The organism is Pseudomonas sp. SLFW (assembly GCF_009905615.1).
Lineage (GTDB): Bacteria > Pseudomonadota > Gammaproteobacteria > Pseudomonadales > Pseudomonadaceae > Aquipseudomonas > Aquipseudomonas bambusae.
This window is the reverse complement of the sequence record NZ_JAAAKW010000001.1, coordinates 366,670-385,506: the sequence shown is the minus strand read 5'-3', so window position 1 is coordinate 385,506 and position 18,837 is coordinate 366,670. Positions and strand designations below refer to the sequence as shown.

19 protein-coding genes are annotated in these 18,837 nt (G+C 58.5%); 7 read left to right on the top strand and 12 right to left on the bottom strand.

Annotated elements, in window-relative coordinates:
• Positions 1–12: 12 nt before the first annotated feature.
• Positions 13–342, top strand: a complete 330-nt coding sequence (grxD, locus tag GVN17_RS01545; RefSeq protein ID WP_166593466.1) for a Grx4 family monothiol glutaredoxin — start codon at positions 13–15, stop codon at positions 340–342.
• Between the two features lie 143 nt (positions 343–485).
• On the opposite strand, the gene bfr is transcribed toward grxD, so the two are convergent.
• The 4 genes from bfr to pyrC form a co-directional block, all read right to left on the bottom strand.
• Complete coding sequence (gene bfr / locus GVN17_RS01540; protein WP_166593465.1) at positions 486–962, bottom strand: bacterioferritin; 477 nt, start codon at positions 960–962, stop codon at positions 486–488.
• A gap of 200 nt (positions 963–1,162) precedes the next feature.
• Positions 1,163–1,381 carry a bacterioferritin-associated ferredoxin gene (locus GVN17_RS01535; protein ID WP_166593464.1) on the bottom strand — a complete coding sequence of 73 codons (219 nt, stop codon included), beginning with the start codon at positions 1,379–1,381 and terminating at the stop codon, positions 1,163–1,165.
• A 194-nt stretch (positions 1,382–1,575) separates the two neighbouring features.
• Positions 1,576–2,253 (bottom strand): ribonuclease T, encoded by a 678-nt coding sequence (gene rnt / locus GVN17_RS01530; protein ID WP_166593463.1) that lies wholly within the window; start codon positions 2,251–2,253, stop codon positions 1,576–1,578.
• Positions 2,250–3,296, bottom strand: coding sequence for a dihydroorotase (gene pyrC, locus GVN17_RS01525; protein WP_166593462.1), 1,047 nt, complete (start codon positions 3,294–3,296; stop codon positions 2,250–2,252). Before pyrC ends, rnt begins: the two co-directional genes overlap by 4 nt.
• Positions 3,297–3,442: 146 nt before the next feature.
• Between pyrC and GVN17_RS01520 the strand changes: the two genes are divergently transcribed.
• Together GVN17_RS01520 and GVN17_RS01515 are read left to right on the top strand one after the other, a co-directional pair.
• Positions 3,443–4,420, top strand: a complete 978-nt coding sequence (locus GVN17_RS01520; RefSeq protein WP_166593461.1) for an OmpA family protein — start codon at positions 3,443–3,445, stop codon at positions 4,418–4,420.
• A gap of 120 nt (positions 4,421–4,540) precedes the next feature.
• Positions 4,541–5,758: an argininosuccinate synthase gene (locus GVN17_RS01515; protein WP_166593460.1), complete on the top strand. Its 1,218-nt coding sequence runs from the start codon at positions 4,541–4,543 to the stop codon at positions 5,756–5,758.
• Between the two features lie 192 nt (positions 5,759–5,950).
• Here GVN17_RS01515 and GVN17_RS01510 read toward each other — a convergent pair whose 3' ends face one another.
• On the bottom strand, positions 5,951–6,505 hold the full coding sequence (locus GVN17_RS01510; protein ID WP_166593459.1) for a hypothetical protein: 555 nt from the start codon (positions 6,503–6,505) through the stop codon (positions 5,951–5,953).
• A gap of 1,178 nt (positions 6,506–7,683) precedes the next feature.
• Between GVN17_RS01510 and GVN17_RS01505 the strand changes: the two genes are divergently transcribed.
• Positions 7,684–8,310, top strand: coding sequence for a response regulator transcription factor (locus GVN17_RS01505; protein WP_166593458.1), 627 nt, complete (start codon positions 7,684–7,686; stop codon positions 8,308–8,310).
• 122 nt (positions 8,311–8,432) lie between these two features.
• Here GVN17_RS01505 and GVN17_RS01500 read toward each other — a convergent pair whose 3' ends face one another.
• From GVN17_RS01500 to metG, 4 genes are all read right to left on the bottom strand, one after another.
• Positions 8,433–8,615: a PA3496 family putative envelope integrity protein gene (locus GVN17_RS01500; protein WP_166593457.1), complete on the bottom strand. Its 183-nt coding sequence runs from the start codon at positions 8,613–8,615 to the stop codon at positions 8,433–8,435.
• A 105-nt stretch (positions 8,616–8,720) separates the two neighbouring features.
• Positions 8,721–9,359, bottom strand: coding sequence for an endonuclease III (nth, locus tag GVN17_RS01495; protein ID WP_166593456.1), 639 nt, complete (start codon positions 9,357–9,359; stop codon positions 8,721–8,723).
• A gap of 68 nt (positions 9,360–9,427) precedes the next feature.
• The gene (gene rsxB / locus GVN17_RS01490; protein WP_166593455.1) at positions 9,428–10,465 is read right to left on the bottom strand and encodes an electron transport complex subunit RsxB; all 1,038 of its coding nucleotides are present in this window, start codon (positions 10,463–10,465) and stop codon (positions 9,428–9,430) included.
• Between the two features lie 47 nt (positions 10,466–10,512).
• Positions 10,513–12,561: a methionine--tRNA ligase gene (gene metG / locus GVN17_RS01485; RefSeq protein WP_166593454.1), complete on the bottom strand. Its 2,049-nt coding sequence runs from the start codon at positions 12,559–12,561 to the stop codon at positions 10,513–10,515.
• A gap of 181 nt (positions 12,562–12,742) precedes the next feature.
• Here metG and apbC point away from each other — a divergent pair, with 181 nt between their 5' ends.
• A complete protein-coding gene (gene apbC / locus GVN17_RS01480) occupies positions 12,743–13,837 on the top strand; it encodes an iron-sulfur cluster carrier protein ApbC (protein ID WP_166593453.1) in 1,095 nt (364 codons plus the stop codon).
• A gap of 192 nt (positions 13,838–14,029) precedes the next feature.
• Here the strand turns inward: apbC and GVN17_RS01475 are convergent, their stop codons facing one another.
• Positions 14,030–14,239, bottom strand: a complete 210-nt coding sequence (locus GVN17_RS01475) for a cold-shock protein (RefSeq protein ID WP_002554837.1) — start codon at positions 14,237–14,239, stop codon at positions 14,030–14,032.
• A gap of 310 nt (positions 14,240–14,549) precedes the next feature.
• Here GVN17_RS01475 and dcd point away from each other — a divergent pair, with 310 nt between their 5' ends.
• On the top strand, positions 14,550–15,116 hold the full coding sequence (gene dcd, locus GVN17_RS01470) for a dCTP deaminase (protein ID WP_017126297.1): 567 nt from the start codon (positions 14,550–14,552) through the stop codon (positions 15,114–15,116).
• Between the two features lie 110 nt (positions 15,117–15,226).
• Positions 15,227–15,448 (top strand): hypothetical protein, encoded by a 222-nt coding sequence (locus GVN17_RS01465; protein WP_166593452.1) that lies wholly within the window; start codon positions 15,227–15,229, stop codon positions 15,446–15,448.
• Positions 15,449–15,510: 62 nt separating this feature from the next.
• On the opposite strand, the gene pdeM is transcribed toward GVN17_RS01465, so the two are convergent.
• Positions 15,511–16,170, bottom strand: a complete 660-nt coding sequence (gene pdeM / locus GVN17_RS01460) for a ligase-associated DNA damage response endonuclease PdeM (protein ID WP_166593451.1) — start codon at positions 16,168–16,170, stop codon at positions 15,511–15,513.
• Positions 16,167–18,656 (bottom strand): ligase-associated DNA damage response DEXH box helicase, encoded by a 2,490-nt coding sequence (locus GVN17_RS01455; protein ID WP_166593450.1) that lies wholly within the window; start codon positions 18,654–18,656, stop codon positions 16,167–16,169. Before GVN17_RS01455 ends, pdeM begins: the two co-directional genes overlap by 4 nt.
• Positions 18,657–18,837: the final 181 nt, after the last annotated feature.

Here is an 18,837-nt window from a genome sequence, read left to right as displayed (position 1 = left end):
CCGAGGTGCTCCATGGATATCATCGAAACGATCAAAGACCAGATTGCCAAAAACACCGTTCTGCTTTACATGAAAGGCGCCCCGAATGCCCCGCAGTGCGGCTTTTCGGCGAAGGCGTCCCAAGCCTTGATGGCGTGTGGCGAGAAGTTCGCGTACGTCGATATCCTGCAGAACCCTGAGATTCGCGCCAACCTGCCGAAATACGCGAACTGGCCGACGTTCCCGCAGCTGTGGGTAGACGGCGAGCTGGTCGGCGGCAGTGACATCATCATCGAGATGCACGCAGCAGGCGAACTGCAGCCCTTGATCAAGGCTGCGGTCGAGAAGAACGCAACGGCCTGATTGGGTTGTTGGTAAAAAGCCCCGGTCTTTCAGGAGATACGGGGCTTTTTTGTGGGTGCTTCCCGAGCAGTGTTCGACACCCAACAAAAAGCCCCGCCAGGTTCATCACCGGGCGGGGCTTTTTTGAGAGGGTCAGGCTGAGATCAGTCTTCTTCGCCCATCTGCGATTGCAGGTAGTTCTCGATGCTGACCTTGTCGATCAGACCCAGCTGGGTTTCCAGCCAGTCGATGTGTTCTTCCTCGGACTCAAGAATGTCTTCCAGCAGCTCACGGCTGCCGAAGTCGCCAACGGTTTCGCAGTGAGCGATCGCGGCTTTCAGGTCTGCGTGGCCTTTACGCTCGATCTTCAGGTCGCACTCCAGCATTTCCTTGGTGTGCTCGCCGATGAGGATTTTGCCCAGATCTTGCAGGTTAGGCAGGCCTTCCAAGAACAGGATGCGCTTGATCAGCTTGTCAGCGTGTTTCATCTCGTCGATGGATTCTTTGTACTCGTGCTTGCCCAGCTTGTTCAGGCCCCAATCTTCGTACATGCGCGCATGCAGAAAATACTGGTTGATCGCGACCAGCTCGTTTCCGAGGATCTTGTTGAGATGCTGGATGACTGTAATGTCGCCTTTCATGATCGAGGTCCTGTCGAAGATGTTCGTATATAAGCCGCAAGTTTGAGCTTCGAATAATCCCCTGTCAAACCTAAGTTATTGAATAATAAGTGAAAATAAATAGGAATAAGAATGTTTGTGTTCCGCATCTTATCGCTAAGCGCTTGAATTACAGGCATAAAAAAACCGGACACAGGTCCGGTTTCTTTTAATTCGTTGAATCACGCAGCAGAAAATTCCGCGGGATAGGCAAGGGCGGCTTGTGACGTTTGCAGTTCTGTCAGGGTTTCACGCACCACTTCCTTCGCCAGGCAGGCACATTTCCCACATTTGCTGGCGACACCCAGGGTCTCGCGCACTTCACGGTAACTGCAGCATCCTTCCATGATTGCTTCGCGGATCTGTCCGTCGGTAACACCTTGGCAAAGGCAGACATACATAAATAAAAGACCGTCGTTGAGTTATTTGCTCATGTGCGACGGATACTAATGTTAATGAGAATGCTTGTCAAAACTACTTCCTGAACATCTGCTGAAGGCCGATGAATGGTCAAATGACAACTGTCTTGACATGGAGGGTTGAGCCCAAAAAAAACCGGCCACGCGGGCCGGTCTTTACGCACGAGAAGGAGATATCAATCGTCGAAGTCGTGCCAGCCGCCCATTTCTTTCCAGCGGTTGACGATGCCGCAGAACAGCTCAGCCGTTTTCTCGGTGTCGTAACGAGCCGAGTGGGCTTCGCGACCGTCGAAGTCGATGTCCGCCGATTGACAGGCCTTGGCCAGCACGGTCTGGCCGTATGCCAAGCCCGCGAGCGTCGCCGTGTCGAAACTGGAGAAGGGGTGAAACGGGTTGCGCTTCATGTCCAGTCGCGCAACGGCGGCATTCAGAAAGCCCAGATCAAAGCTGGCGTTATGGCCGACCAGAATCGCCCGCTTGCAGCCATTGGCTTTCAGTGCCTTGCGTACGCCACGGAAGATGTCATTCAGCGCGGTTTCTTCACTCACAGCCATGCGCAGCGGGTGATCAAGCTTGATACCGGTGAATTCCAGCGCAGCGGCTTCGATGTTGGCGCCTTCGAACGGCTCGACGCGGAAGAAATAGGTGTGCTCCGGGAACACGAAACCCTTTTCATCCATGCCGATGGTGGTCGCGGCAATCTCCAGCAACGCATCGGTGGCCGAATTGAAGCCACCGGTTTCTACGTCGACGACGACCGGCAGGTAGCCACGAAAGCGTGCCGCCATCGGATGCCTGGAGCCTGTACCGCCGCCAGAACCTTCCTGTTCGTCGTCGTAATGGTCTTCACTCACGCGTGTTCCTCCAGCAGGCGCCAGCGCAGTGTCTCACCGGCGCGCAGCGGGATAACGGACAGCTCGCCAAACGGCAGGCTGGCAGGGGCGGTCCATTCTTCGCGGACCAGAGTAATGGTGTCGGTGTTGGCGGGCAGACCGTAGAACGCCGGACCGTTGAGGCTGGCGAACCCTTCGAGCTTGTCCAGCGCGTTGCGTTGTTCGAACGCTTCGGCATACAGCTCGATCGCAGCGTACGCCGTGTAGCAGCCGGCACAGCCGCAAGCGGCTTCTTTGGCGTGTTGCGCGTGCGGCGCCGAGTCGGTGCCCAGGAAGAACTTTGTGCTGCCGCCGGTGGCAGCGTCCAGCAGCGCGACCTGGTGGGTGTTGCGCTTGAGGATTGGCAGGCAATAGAAGTGCGGACGAATCCCGCCCACCAGCATGTGGTTGCGGTTGTACAGCAAGTGATGCGCGGTGATGGTTGCGCCGACGTTGGCAGAAGCCTCGTTGACGAACTGCACGGCATCGCCGGTGGTGATGTGTTCGAACACCACTTTGAGCGTAGGGAAGCGCTCGACCACGCGACGCATGTGCTCGTCGATGAAGATCTTCTCACGGTCGAACACGTCAATGTCGCCACGGGTCACTTCGCCGTGGATCAACAGCGGCATGCCGACTTCGGCCATCGCTTCGAGGACCGGGAAAATCTTGTCGACGCTGGTCACGCCCGAATCGGAGTTGGTGGTGGCGCCAGCCGGGTACAGCTTGGCGGCATAGACGAAGCCACTGGCCTTGGCGGCGCGGATGTCTTCGGGCTGCGTCACGTCGGTGAGGTACAGCACCATCAGCGGCTCGAAGCGGCTGCCTTGCGGACGGGCAGCGAGGATGCGCTGGCGATAGGCATCGGCTTGCTCCGCGTTGCGTACCGGCGGCACGAGGTTCGGCATGATGATGGCGCGGCCAAAGGTGCGCGCAACGTCAGCGACGGTGTGGGGCAAAACAGCGCCATCACGAAGATGGATATGCCAGTCGTCGGGGCGCAGGAGGGTCAGGCGGTCGGACATTGGGGGATTCCAGGCGGGCAAACTCGCTGGGAATGCTACCGGAAAAGACTCATCCAGGCACTCGCTATCAAGTTTTGTAGGAAGTAACCGATAGACACGTGTAAGCGATAAATTGTTACGCGGTGAATTTTTTAGTGGAGCCTCCCGTGCGCCAGCGATATCTAGCCCTGCTCAGCGTGTTTGCCAGCCTGCCGGCCGTGGCTCTCACTTTCCAGACGCGTCTGGAGAATATCGAGTGGAAGGTAGAGGGCGACCAATTCGAGTGTCGTCTGACTCAACCGATCACCGATTTCGGTGCGGGCGAGTTCGTGCGTCGTGCGGGTGAGCAGCCGACTTTCCGACTGAAGGCTAACGGTTACAGCTTGGCTTCGGGGTCCGCAACGCTGATCGCAGCGGCAGCACCGTGGCAGCCGGGAAGGGGAGATCTCAACCTCGGGGCGGTCAAGGTCAGTAACGGCAATATTCCGTTCAACACCAGCCAGGCGCAGGCCGGCCGATTGATCGCAGGGTTGATGGAAGGCCGCAGTCCGGTCATTCGTCATGCGCTGCGCGACGGTGGCGGTGCGATGGAAGTCCGTCTCCTGCCAGTGAAATTCAGCCAGGCGTACAGCGACTTTCAGCTGTGCACCGCGAAACTGCTACCCATGAACTTCGAGCAGGTCCGTCAGGCGGAGATCGGCTTTCCCGGTGGGGGAATCGACCTCGATGCCCAGGCCAAGCGTCGCCTCGACACCGTGCTGGCCTATATGAAGGCTGATCCGACGGTCAATCGGGTGGAGCTGGACGGGCACTCCGATAACAGCGGCAACCGTCTGACCAACCGCGACCTGTCGCGGCGTCGTGCGCTGGCGGTCATGGATTACCTCAAGGCCCAAGGCGTGCCGGAAGAGCAGATCACCCTGCGTTTCCACGGCGAGCAGTACCCGCTGGTGCCCAACACCAACAACGCCAACCGCGCCCGCAACCGTCGGGTAAACATTCACCTTGATCGCGTCGCCGAGCAAAAACCGGCCGTTGCGCCCACTGCCGCGCCTGCGCCCATCACTCCGCCGCCTCCCGTCCCGGCTCCGGCCGCGACACCTGCCCCCACGGCCGCCGCTGGAAACAACGCACCGAAGGTGTAAACGGGTCGTGTGTTCGACAGATTCTGTCGCTTCGTCGTCAGAAGCTGTCGCGACACTGTAAATCCACGTGTTTGAACGGTAGAATCAGCGGTTTTCCGTACAACGCGTTGGAGTGATGGCATGGCGGACGTTAACAAGGTAGTTCTCGCGTATTCCGGTGGCCTGGATACTTCGGTGATCCTGAAGTGGCTGCAAGATACGTACAACTGCGAAGTGGTAACTTTTACCGCTGACCTGGGTCAGGGCGAAGAAGTCGAGCCAGCACGCGCCAAGGCGCAAGCCATGGGCGTCAAAGAAATCTACATCGACGACCTGCGCGAAGAATTCGTGCGTGATTTCGTGTTCCCGATGTTCCGCGCCAATACCGTCTACGAAGGCGAGTACCTGCTGGGTACCTCCATCGCGCGTCCGCTGATCGCCAAGCGCCTGATCGAAATCGCCAACGAAACCGGTGCCGACGCCATTTCCCACGGCGCGACCGGCAAGGGTAACGACCAGGTGCGTTTCGAGCTGGGCGCCTATGCACTGAAGCCAGGCGTGAAGGTCATCGCTCCGTGGCGCGAGTGGGACCTGCTGTCCCGCGAGAAGCTGATGGACTACGCCGAGAAGCACGCGATCCCGATCGAGCGTCATGGCAAGAAGAAATCCCCGTACTCCATGGACGCCAACCTGCTGCACATCTCCTATGAAGGCGGCGTGCTGGAAGACACCTGGACCGAGCACGAAGAAGACATGTGGCGCTGGACCGTTTCGCCTGAAAACGCTCCGGACAAGGCGCAGTACCTGGAGCTGACCTACCGCAACGGCGACATCGTTGCGCTGGACGGCGTCGAAATGACCCCGGCCACCGTTCTGGCGACCCTGAACAAAATCGGCGGCGAGCACGGCATCGGTCGTCTGGACATCGTCGAGAACCGTTACGTCGGCATGAAGTCCCGTGGCTGCTACGAAACCCCGGGCGGCACCATCATGCTCAAGGCTCACCGCGCCATTGAGTCGATCACCCTGGACCGCGAAGTCGCCCACCTCAAAGACGAGCTGATGCCGAAATACGCCAGCCTGATCTACACCGGTTACTGGTGGAGCCCTGAGCGTCTGATGCTGCAACAGATGATCGACGCTTCCCAGGCTCACGTGAACGGTGTCGTTCGCCTGAAACTGTACAAAGGCAACGTCATCGTCACCGGTCGCAAGTCCGACGATTCGCTGTTCGATGCCAATATCGCGACCTTCGAAGAAGACGGCGGTGCGTACAACCAGGCCGACGCGGCGGGCTTCATCAAGCTCAATGCGTTGCGCATGCGTATTGCCGCGAACAAGAACCGCAAGCTGTTCTGATCGCGTCGTTGTCCTCAGGCGCAGCTCCATTCGGGGCTGCGCCGTTCAGAGCCCCAGTCAGCCTACCTTGCTGCGGTCTCGTCCTTTAGCCTCCTGCGTCTTATGTTTCCGAGCCGAGTATCAGTGGCGCGCGAAAGCACTCATTCGCCGGCCTTTGGTGGACATGGGTGGCAACGCGACAAGTCGTCGAGTTCATGATTCCGGTGCCTCGGTGAGCGGAGGAGAAGGGGCGTCGATAATGGGGGCGTTTTTGAATTCGAACCGATAGGCCTTACCCATATTCCAGACATCTCTCACACTCAGGTCCAACAGCTGAGCGATTTCAGGCACGGTGTAGCCAAGGGTTGAAAAGTGCATGGCGTGACCGGCGATCGTGTCATCGATTGGCGGCATTTCTCCCCCGCGAGGGATGCGCGACCCCCTGACGGGACGGCTGTAGCGAATCTTCAAACCGTGTTCGTTCGCCAGACGCTTGATCTCCTTGCGGTTCATGCGCAGCGTGTATTGAAGCGCCGATACCCCCGCGCCTTTGGCGACCAGCCCTTTGAGTTGCTCCACCTTTGAGGCCAGTTGCGCTTGTAGGTCGGCGTCGGTGCCTTTTTTGTCGGCCTCCAGGGCCGCTTCACCTGATTCTCCTTCTGGCACGACGTCGATGGTTCCGCCTTGGGCCATATAGGCTTCGATGGCTTCCGCCAATTTAAGTGGGGGAAGGTTAGTTGTTGGAGAAACTCCTGTTTTCTTAGTCATGGTTAATGCCTTTGAACGTGTTGATATATACGGCGCCACGTCGGGGCCCGCGTCCTTGATCAACTGAGTTTCAAGCCGGGCACGCCGGATGCAATTCAGCCGGGCGCAGCTCGCGCGTGGGTGCCAGGCGAGGAAGTAAGTAGATGGCGGCGAGAAGTGCCCAGTAATTAATGGGGGCGCGCAGTTGTATTTATTGGCTGAAACTTAAAGGCTGGCTGAAGAAAAAAGTAACCATTGGTTGGGGCTTTGGCAAGTAAAAAATACAAAATCTACTATTTGTTTCTGTAATTACTTTGAGGTCTTACATGGGCGGCATTACAGTCTTCTAGTGCTGTAGTATTTTTCTGGTTTGTCGGAAGTTGGCTGGATTTATAAGTCGATATGGTATTACGTGAAAGGCGGAAGAACTCTGGTCGGCATATACCCTCAAAATGATCGCCGCAATACTGTCATTTGAGGGTTCTCCTCGTTGTCATTTGAAGGTGTTGAGGAACGTTCCTGTCGGATTGCAGAGAGGCTGCTAACCTTGCTGCTAGACGGGGCTGGTGCTTCAGACGTTGCTGATATCGGCGTAGGATATTTCGCTAAATATTTATATATAGGAAACTATATATTTGAACGTATATTTTAAAACCCTATCTTGTTTGTTGAATCAGTTGTAATTAGCAATGTTTTATGATTGATACGTTATGGTATGTCTGAAGGTTCGGGATATTCTGAAGATCAGTCACGCTGTTCGTCATGCGCTGACGGGAGCGTAACAAATCGTATGTACGGGATTGGCATTTTCGGTGCGTGGAGGGTAGGAGGCATGGGGTCCTGCGAGCGAATTCTTGCACGAGCAGCGCGCTCGACACGCTTGTCAGGATGTTGCGTCGAGACGGATAGCGCGACCCGATTCACGGTAAAGGCATCGATGCGTTGTAATGATTGGTTGCAGCACTTGCGCCAGCACGTATTCACATTCTTGGACTGGGCGATGCATGATCGGTAGGCCAAAGTTGACGAAGTATCCACAAGTGAAACCGGATGAGGCGGGTTTTGTAGGACTTTTCTGTTGCTTGAGTAGGAAAGGTCTTTGCCTGCTAGTCCATAGGGAGGAGCGCCATGCAAAGCACTAAACGACTAAGCTATTGTGCGTGCTCTGAAAATTCGAACAGCAAAAGAATGGACTGCACATGAATAAAGTGTTGATCGTAGATGATCACCCGGTCATTCGGCTTGCCGTACGCATGCTGATGGAGCGGCACGGGTATGAGGTCATCGCGGAAACGGACAACGGGGTAGACGCGCTGCAACTGGCCCGTGAGCATCTGCCCGATATCGTCATTCTGGACATTGGTATTCCCAAGCTGGATGGGTTGGAGGTCATTGCCCGGCTCACAGCCATGACGCTGCCCTTCAAAGTGCTGATCCTGACCTCTCAGTCACCGGGGCACTTTTCGATGCGGTGCATGCAGGCAGGGGCCGCTGGCTACGTTTGCAAGCAGCAGGACTTGACCGAGCTGCTGAGCGCTATCAAGGCGGTATTGTCGGGTTACAGCTATTTCCCTAACCAGGCGCTGCACACCGTTCGATCCAGCCTGGGCAACGCCAGTGAAGCTGAGATGGTTGATCGGCTGTCAGGGCGGGAAATGATGGTGTTGCAGCAACTCGCGAGGGGCAGGACGAACAAGGAAATCGCGGACGGTATGTTTCTGAGCAACAAGACTGTCAGCACCTACAAAACGCGTCTTTTGTTAAAGCTCAACGCTCATTCACTGGTCGATCTGATTGAGCTCGCGCAGCGTAACGGGCTTGTCTAGCGGCGGCAGGGGCCCCGGGACCGCCAAGCCTTATCGAGAGAGCACAGTTTGTTTCAATTGAGAATTCCTGCCGAACGGCTGAAGCCTCTCACGTCATGGAGAGGCTTTGAACGGAAGGCTGATCAGAGATCGAAATCGTAGTCTGCCAGCTGTTTTTGCAGTCGACGCTCTTCCAGCAGGTTGTCGATAGTGCGGCGCTTGCTGAGATTGGTCTTTGCAGTTTCTACCGGTACTTGCGCGGCTTCGTCGGAGTCTCCGGGCACGAAGTCGTCGTCTACGTCCAACTGCTCTTTGTCATCGCTCATAAAGTTGACTCCAGCTGAGACTGTCTTTGGCGGACCTTATAGCGACAAACATCGAGCGGGTAAAAAAGATTTTTTCAATCGATTGAAGAACAAAAACGCTATCGCTCAATCGTCGGAGGTTTTTGCCTTGTATTCGCACAGGTCCTCGATCCGACAACTGCCGCAGCGAGGCTTGCGCGCCACACATACATATCGGCCGTGAAGGATCAGCCAGTGATGGGCGTCCAGCAGATAGTCCTTTGGCACAAACTTCATGAGCTTATGCTCGACCTCAACGACATTCTTTCCGGGCGCAACGCCTGTCCGGTTGCTCACTCGGAAAATATGCGTATCAACCGCCATCGCCAACTGCCTGAAAGCCGTATTGAGCACCACATTGGCCGTCTTGCGGCCCACGCCAGGCAGGGCTTCCAACGCTTCACGCGTCTGCGGCACCTCGCCGCCATGAAGCTCGACCAGCATGCGGCAGGTCTCGACCACGTTCTTTGCCTTGCTGTTATAGAGCCCGATGGTTTTGATGTAGTCCGAAAGGCCCTCAACCCCTAGCGCGTAAATGGCTTGAGGGGTGTTGGCGACCGGGTAGAGGCGCGCTGTGGCCTTATTGACGCTGACATCAGTCGCTTGCGCCGAAAGAATGACTGCAATGAGCAACTCAAAGGGAGAGCTGTAGGACAACTCCGTTTTAGGATCAGGATTGTCCTCGTGAAGACGGCGAAAGATTTCCAGACGTTTTGCTGCATTCATGAAGTGCGCGTTCCCTGAGTACGATCAGATCAAGTGGTGCGGGATGCCCGACTATGGCGACAGGACGTTTAAGACCCGTCCAGAACGTTCAGTGCCTGCTGCGCCTGAGCAACCTCAGCGCTCAACACGGCAATCTCTTCAGCAGGCAGACCGGCGGCTTGACCCCTGCTCAAGGCTGCCCGGCGCATGGCCAGCTGGATTTTGGCGCGATTCAGCGCTGCTTTGTCGGGTTTGCCGGCAGGTTTTTCCTCAGCCGATGGCGTGGCTGAAGGGCCTGGAGTCAGCGGTGCAGCCTGTTGAGTCCCGACCAGCGCCTGTTCAGCCTCTTCAAACTCCCTCTGCAACTCCACCAGCCGCGCAGCCTGCTCCGCGATGGGTGGGTGGCCAAAGGCTTTGAGCGACTTATTCAACTGAGCACGGCTCATGGCGAGATTGACGCGTGCTTGTTTCAGCGCGGCATCGTGGTCGGCAGCCTTTTGTGTCCTCAGCCGCGCCAATGCCGCCTGGACAGGATCGGCGTTGGCCGGGGCAAGGCTTTCCGGCTTGCGTTGGCGTGCAAGACGTTCAGCCTGACGCTGCTGCTCTTCACGTTGCAGGCGTGTGTTGCGGGCTTCGAATCGCTGACGGGCGTGGCCGCGTTTGGACGCCCGAGCCAATCGCTGGGCTTCATCGAACGCCAGGCCGCCCACAATGGCCACGACAGCGGGGGATGGCAGCGGCAGCATGTCGATGCAATCGACCGGGCAAGGGGCGACGCACAGGTCGCAACCGGTGCATTCGTCGATGATCACGGTGTGCATCAGTTTGGCGGCGCCGACGATGGCGTCCACCGGGCAGGCCTGAATGCACTTGGTGCAACCAATGCATTCTGCTTCACGGATGAAGGCGACCTGAGGGAGAGCGCTGCCCCGTTCGGTATCGAGTGGAATAACGGGCACATTAAGGAGGCGCGACAACGCCTCGATGCTTTCATCGCCGCCAGGCGGGCATTTGTTGATGGCTTCGCCGTTAGCAATCCCTTCGGCATAGGGCTTGCAGCCAGGGTGGCCGCATTTGCCGCACTGGGTTTGCGGCAGCAAGGCGTCAATCCGCTGAATCAGGTTCATGCTTTGACTCGACCGACGCCCTGGCAGGGCGTCGATCACGTTCACGGTTACTTGATGCGCTGGCCCGGCTTGGCGCCGCTGTCAGGGCTCAACAGGTAGATCTCTTCACCGCCAGGACCGGCCGCCATCACCATGCCCTCAGAAATGCCAAAACGCATTTTCCGAGGCTTGAGGTTGGCGATCATCATGGTCAGGCGGCCCTCCAGCTCGGCCGGGTTCGGGTAGGCGCTTTTGATTCCGGAGAACACATTGCGCTTCTCGTCACCGATGTCGAGCGTCAGGCGCAGCAGCTTGTCCGCCCCTTCGACGTGTTCAGCCTTCTCGATCAAGGCCACGCGCAGGTCGATGGCCGCGAAGGCATCAAAGTCGATTTCCGGCGACAGCGGGTCTTTGCTCAGTTCGCCATTGCCCTGCGGCACGGCGCCCGTGTCGGTGGCGCTGGCGGTCAGGTCTTCTTTAGAGGCGTTGGTCATGGCTTCCACCTTGGCCGGGTCGATGCGGGTCATCAGGGCTTGGAACGGGTTCAACTGATGAGTGCTGAGCAGGGTCAAATGGTCGTTCCATGTCAGCGGCGCGACGTTGAGGAACTGTTCGGCATCGGCGGCCAGATTCGGTAGCACCGGCTTGAGGAAAATCACCAGTTGGCGGAACAGGTTGATGCCCAACGCGCAGATGGCCTGGACTTCGTCCTGTTTGCCGTCCTGCTTGGCCAGCGACCACGGGGCCTTGTCGGCGATCCAGGCGTTGGCGCGATCAGCCAGGGCCATGATTTCACGCATGGCACGGGCGAAATCACGCGCTTCGTAGGCTTCTGCGATGCTCGGCGCGGCCGCCAGGAACGCGTCGGTCAGCTCTGGCGCGGCATTGCCCGCCACCAGCACACCCGCGTTGCCTTTATGAATGAAACCGGCGCAACGGCTGGCGATGTTCACGACCTTGCCGATCAGGTCGGAGTTGACCTTCTGCACGAAGTCTTCGAGGTTCAGGTCCAGGTCGTCGACGCCACGGCCCAGCTTGGCTGCGTAGTAATAACGCAGGTATTCCGGCGACAGGTGCTCAAGGTACGTGCGCGCCTTGATGAAGGTGCCACGGGACTTGGACATTTTCTGGCCATTGACGGTCAGGTAGCCGTGGACGTTGATGCCGCTTGGTTTACGGAAGCCCGAGCCTTCGAGCATCGCGGGCCAGAACAGCGCGTGGAAATTGACGATGTCCTTGCCGATGAAGTGATACAGCTCGGTGGTCGAGTCTTTGTTCCAGAACGCGTCGAAATCAAGGTCCGGCGTACGGTCGCACAGGTTCTTGAAGCTGGCCATGTAGCCGATGGGCGCGTCCAGCCAGACGTAGAAATACTTGCCCGGCTCGTCCGGAATCTCGAAACCGAAATACGGGGCGTCGCGGGAGATGTCCCACTGTTGCAGGCCTGAATCCAGCCATTCGGCGATCTTGTTCGCGACCGCGTCTTGCAGAGTGCCGCTGCGGGTCCAGCTCTTCAGCATGGCGTCGAAAGCGGGCAGGTCGAAGAAGAAGTGCTTGGAGTCCTTGAGCACCGGGGTTGCGCCGGAAATCGCCGATTTCGGGTCTTTCAGGTCGGTCGGTGCGTAGGTGGCGCCGCATTTTTCGCAGTTGTCGCCGTACTGATCTTCGGTGCCGCATTTCGGGCAGGTGCCCTTGATGAAGCGGTCGGCCAGGAACATTTTCTTTTCCGGGTCGAAATACTGGGTCACGGAACGCGTGGCGATGTGCCCGGCGTCGCGCAGACGGGTGTAGATCAGGCTCGACAGCTCACGGTTTTCTTCGGCGTGGGTCGAGTGGAAATTGTCGAAGTCCACCAGGAAGTCGGCAAAGTCGGCGCTGTGTTCGGCCTGGACGTTGGCGATGAGTTGTTCCGGGGTGATGCCTTCTTTTTCTGCGCGGAGCATGATCGCCGAGCCATGGGCATCGTCTGCGCACACATAGATGCACTGATTGCCGCGGTGCTTCTGGAAACGCACCCACATGTCGGTCTGGATGTATTCGAGCATGTGGCCAAGGTGAATGGAACCGTTGGCATAGGGCAGGGCGCTGGTGACGAGGATCTTGCGTGGCTCGGACATGGGGCTCGGCTACTTGAAGTGAAACGAAGATCGGCCACTATAAAGGTCTGAACGTTTTTTTTCATCCCGCACAGCGTGTCGGAATTCGCCCCGCCACGTGAAAGTAAAAGCCACCCCCTCTGATCCGACAGACGCGGTAGGATAGCCGCCTGTTTTACTCAGTCTTTTTCGGGAGTGACCCATGAGCGCTGTGAATCGCGCAACGGTGGAAGCCGTCCTTCGCCAGTACACCGATCCTTATTTGAACCAAGACCCGGTCAGCGCCGGTTGCGTGCGAGCCATCGACATCGAGGGTGATCGCGTCAGCGTGCAGCTGGAGCTGGGCTACGCCGCCGCGCTGTTCAAGAACGGTTGGGCGCAGATGCTACAAATGGCCATTGAGAGCCTGGAAGGCGTTTCGTCCGCCAACGTCCGGATCGATACTCTGATCACTGCGCACAAGGCGCAAGGGCAAATTCCGGGCCTGGCCAACGTCAAGAATATCGTTGCCGTCGCTTCGGGCAAAGGCGGGGTGGGCAAATCCACCACGGCCGCCAACCTGGCGCTGGCGCTGTCCCGCGAGGGCGCACGGGTGGGCATTCTCGATGCGGACATCTACGGCCCGAGCCAAGGCGTGATGTTCGGCATTCCCGAGGGCACGCGGCCGAAGGTCAAAGACCAGAAATGGTTCGTGCCGGTCGAGGCCCATGGCATCGAGGTGATGTCGATGGCCTTCCTCACCGACGACAACACGCCGATGGTCTGGCGAGGTCCGATGGTCTCCGGGGCGCTGTTGCAGCTCATCACCCAGACAGCGTGGAATGACCTGGATTACTTGGTCATCGACATGCCGCCGGGCACGGGCGATATCCAGTTGACCCTGGCGCAAAAGGTCCCGGTTGCGGGCGCCGTCATCGTCACCACTCCTCAGGATCTGGCATTGCTGGATGCGAAAAAGGGCGTGGAAATGTTCCGCAAGGTGAACATTCCAGTGCTGGGCGTCGTCGAGAACATGGCGGTGCACATCTGCTCGAATTGCGGCCATGCCGAGCACTTGTTCGGTGAAGGCGGTGGCGAAAAGCTGGCGTCGCAATACGGCGTGGAGCTGCTGGCTTCGTTGCCGTTGTCGATGCTGATTCGCGAACAGGCGGACGGCGGCAAGCCGACAGCGATTGCCGAACCGGAAAGCCAGATTGCCATGGTCTATCAGGAACTGGCGCGTCACGTAGGGGCGCGCATTGTGTTGCAGGAAGCTGCGTCGCCTGCGATGCCGAACATTTCCGTCAGCGACGATTGATTGCAGGTGGCGTGCTGAACCCTGTGGGAGCGAATTCATTCGCGAGACGTTGGTACAGACGACAGGAATGCGTCGGATGCACTGACCTATCGCGAATAAATTCGCTCCCACAGTTTTTTGCGGAGCTGTTATTGGCAGGCATAAAAAAACCCCGCCTTGAGAGCAGGGTTTTTTGAAGCGATTCAGTACAAGTTAGATAACTTGAACTTCTTCAGCTTGCATGCCTTTCTGACCGCGGGTAGCGATGAAAGAAACCTGTTGGCCTTCTTTCAGGCTTTTGAAGCCGTCGGATTGGATAGCTTTGAAGTGTACGAACAGGTCGTCACCGGATTGTGGAGTGATGAAGCCGAAGCCTTTTTCATCGTTGAACCACTTAACGGTACCGGTTTGGCGATTGGACATGGTGTATCTCCTTGGACAAAGTTAACTGCGACTCAGGAAGAGCCCTGGCCGAGACTGAGTGCAAAGAGCAGGAAAATTCATGGAGATGGTTGGATCGAAATTCAACATCGTGTAGAGATTCTCAGTGACACAAGCAACACAGTGGCGCCACCTTAACCCTTTTTCCAGAGTGTGCCAATGGTTGGTCGACGTTTATTTCGGAGGATGACCGACGGTTTGCACCCCTCGCCGCGCGCAATCTTTGAACCCTGCGCCCCAGCCCGGTAAGATGCCGGACATCTTTTTTCACCTCGCTATTCAGGACACCGCCATGAGCATCAAATCGGACAAGTGGATTCGCCGCATGGCGCAAGAGCACGGCATGATCGAGCCCTTCGTCGAACGCCAGATGCGCGGCGAGGGCGCCGACCGTCTGATCTCCTTCGGCGTCTCCAGCTACGGCTACGACGTGCGTTGCGCCGACGAATTCAAGGTGTTCACCAACATCAACTCGGCGACCGTCGATCCGAAGAATTTCGATGAAAAAAGTTTTGTCGACATCAAGAGCGACGTCTGCATCATCCCGCCGAACTCCTTCGCGCTGGCGCGCACTGTCGAATACTTCCGCATTCCACGCAACGTGCTGACCATCTGCCTGGGGAAAAGCACTTACGCTCGCTGCGGCATCATCGTCAACGTGACGCCGCTGGAGCCGGAATGGGAAGGCCACGTGACTCTGGAGTTCTCCAACACCACCACGCTGCCAGCCAAGATCTACGCGAACGAAGGCGTCGCACAGATGCTGTTCCTCGAATCTGACGAAGAATGCGAAGTCTCGTACAAGGACCGCGGCGGCAAGTACCAGGGGCAGCGCGGTGTCACTTTGCCACGCACCTGATTTTCGCCGTTGGTCATCTCGAAACTGAATTAGTCTCGAAAACTGCACTCTACTGACTGAACCGTTCCCATCCGCACCAGGCGGATGGGGCCAACGCTCAGGAGTGCCCTATGAAGAGACAAATCAAGACCAGCACCAAGGAATCCGACCCGGGACAGAATCAAGTCGGGCTGCTGGCATGGTCGCTGTTAGCGCATCCTCATCTGAACAACATGGTTGCCGGGGGCATTCCCGGTCAGCCGAACCCTGATACCCCCAACGAATTTCCTCAGCCGGAAGAGCCAGGATCGCCTACTGAACCTGATCAGCCGCCGCCTGCCCCCGTCGCATAACGAAGCCTCCTGCCGGTGCTCAGGTACCGGCAGGACCTGCTTCAAACTTCCAGTCCGACGCGTTATTCAGACACTTCCCACACTGCGCCGTCTCCGACGACATAGACCCTGCTGCCCTCTGCTCTCTCGATATTCATCCCGCCGGTAAACGCACCGAACGCAGGCAGAAGGCTGACGTGTGGCTGAACGTAAAAGCAGGGCAGCCGCAGTCGTTGTCGTCCCCGTCCGAAAAGCCTATAGGCAGGATGCACGTGGCCTGCGAGCACATGGTGCGAGGGGTGCGGGTCGGGTTCATGCTGCAGCGAAAACGGGCCCAGCAACAGGGGCTCGGGTACGACGTTGATCGCCAGCGTGGGAGGAGGGTCGCCCGCCCGTTTGTCATGGTTACCCCGGATCAATGTGATGGCCAGTCCCTCGTGCCGCTCGCGCCATGCGTGTATCGCCGAGAGAGTCCCTGCCGCGTGGGATTCCGGGGCGTGCAAGAAATCGCCGAGAAAAATCAGGTGGTCGCAGTCGTACCCCGCCAGCAAGGCATCGAGCCGTTGGAGGTTGTCGTCAGTCGTGCCATGGGGAACAGGCTGCCCGAGCCGGCGATAGGCAGCGGCCTTGCCGAAATGCGCGTCGGCAATCAGCAGCGCACGTTCGGCGGGGTAGTACACGGCTTTATCCGCCAACAGCCACAGCTCAGCATCGGCCAGTTGAATCGATAAATAGGGTCTCAAACGGTTACCTCAGGTCCTGCGGCTTTTTCCAGGTCCTGCACCATGCGCGCGATGCGATCGGACAGCTTTTCAGTGCTCAGGCTTTCCCGCATGCGCTCCACCAGCAACGGAAACGCCATGGGCGTCGGGCGCTTGATCACATGCAGGTCCAGCGTTTTGCCATTGATGCGGCGGAGCGTGTGTTCCAGTCGGCTCACGTCCAATTCCTGACGCAACACTTCTTCCTGGGCTTGGGTCAGCAGCAGATTACCGGCGTCGTACTGCTTGAACACTTCGAAGAACAATCCGCTGGAGGCCTGCAGCTGACGATTGCTTTTGGGGGCGCCGGGGTAACCAGAAAACACCAACCCGGCGATTCGGGCGATCTCTCTGAAACGGCGAAGGGCCAGTTCGCCCGCGTTCAGGCTGGCTATGATGTCCGCCAGCAGATTGTCCTCGCTGAACAGCCCGCCGCTCATGCGTTGCGACCAATCCACCTCTGTTGCGCTCAGCAGCTCGAAGCCGTAGTCGTTGACGGCGATGGAGAAGGTCAACGGCGTGTCGCGACTCAGCCGCCACGCCAGCAGGCTCGCCAGCCCCAGGTGCACATGGCGCCCCGCGAATGGGTACAGAAACAGGTGCCACCCTTCGCGAGACTTCAAGACTTCTGCCAGCAGGGTGTCCTTTCGAGGCAGGGCTGACCATTCCCGCTGCACTTCCAGCAAGGGGCTGACGGTGTGCATTTCCGGGCTGTCGTAATGGTGATGAGCGGCGGCGTCGAATTTGTCGACCACCGCGTCAGCCAATTCGCTGGAGAGTGGCATCCGTCCGCCATTCCAGCGTGGGACGGCGGCTTTTTTGCTCGTCGCCCGTTTCACATAGGCGGTCATGTTTTCCACGCGCACCAGTTCCAGCAAGCGGCCGCTGAAGAGAAAGCCGTCGCCCGGTTTCAGGCGGGCGATGAATCCCTCTTCGACACTGCCCAGCGAGCCGCCCCCGCCACCTTTGCTCCAATACTTCACGTTGATGCTGGCGTCGCTGACGATGGTGCCGACGCTCATGCGGTGACGCCGGGCCAGACGCGCATCGGGCACACGCCACACCCCGTGTTCGTCGGGCTCGACGCGTCGGTAATCCGGGTAGGCCGTCAATGACAGGCCGCCATGCCGGACGAAGGCCAACGCCCATTCCCATTCCGCTTGCGTGAGGTCGCGGTAGGCCCACGCGGTGCGGACTTCGGCCAGCAGTTCGTCAGGCAGAAAGCCGCCCCCGAGCGCCATGCTCACCAAATGCTGTACGAGAACGTCCAGCGGTTTGTGGGGGGATTCCCTGGGTTCGATCAGGCGCGCATTCACAGCGTCGCGGGCGGCGGCCGCTTCCACCAGCTCCAGACTGTGTGTCGGCACGAGCGTCACGCGGGAAGGTCGACCGGGGGCATGGCCTGAGCGTCCGGCGCGTTGCATCAGGCGTGGGACGCCTTTGGCCGAGCCGATCTGCAACACCCGCTCCACGGGCAGAAAGTCCACCCCCAAATCGAGGCTGGAGGTGCAGACCACGGCTTTGAGATGCCCTTCCTTCAGCGCGCGTTCAACCCAGTCACGCACCTCGCGGGACAGCGAGCCATGGTGCAGCGCGATCATTCCGGCCCAGTCCGGACGGGCTTCCAGCAGCGCCTGATACCAGATTTCCGACTGCGCCCGGGTGTTGGTGAACAACAGGCAACTGGTGCTGCTGTCCACCTCGGCCAGTACTTGGGGCAGCATCTTCAGCCCCATGTGCCCGGCCCACGGGAAACGTTCGATGCCCTGGGGAATGAGGGTGTCGATGATCAGCTCTTTGACCACTTTGCCTTGGACGGTCGTGCCGTTGTCGCTGATCAAAACTTGCTGTGCGTGGGTCTGGTTGCCCAGCGTCGCGGAAAGCCCCCACACGATCAGGGCCGGATTCCATCGACGCAGTCGGGCGATCGCCAATTGCAGTTGCACGCCGCGTTTGTTGCCGATCAGTTCGTGCCACTCATCGACGACGATCATTTTCAGCGTCGAGAACGTCGCCTCCGCGTCAGCGCGGGTCAGCAGCAGGGTGAGGCTTTCAGGCGTCGTGATCAGCGCGGTCGGCAGGCGTCGGCCCTGTTTGGCCCGCTCGCTGCTGCTGGTGTCGCCGGTGCGCAAGCCGACGCTCCAGGGAATTTGCAGGTCCGTCAGCGGTGCTTCGAGTGCGCGGGCTGTGTCGGCAGCCAATGCACGCATGGGGGTGATCCACAGGACCGTCAGCGGCGTCGGCGGCGCTTTGCGTTTGCGCGGTTTTTCAGTGTTTTCTGTAGGAATTCTGGCAAAGCGATTCAGGGCTCCGAACCACACCGAGTAGGTCTTGCCCGCCCCAGTGCTGGCGTGCAGCAACCCAGACTCTCCCCGGGCGACTGCTGCCCAGACTTCTTTCTGGAAGGGGAAGGGTTTCCAGCCACGTGTGTCGAACCAGCGCTGGGCAAAATTCACGGTCTTGGGCATGCGCGGGCTCTGATGGGGTTTAAGTCAGAGACCGTTGGGGGAGGGGATTAGTTTGGTGGCATTAACGATATGCCCAATCTGTAGGAGCGTGGCTTGTCCCGCGATCTGCCGCGAAGCGGTAGCAAACTCGACGAACACGGCCTCGCAGGCATACCGTGTTGGCAGTATTTGCGACGGGTTC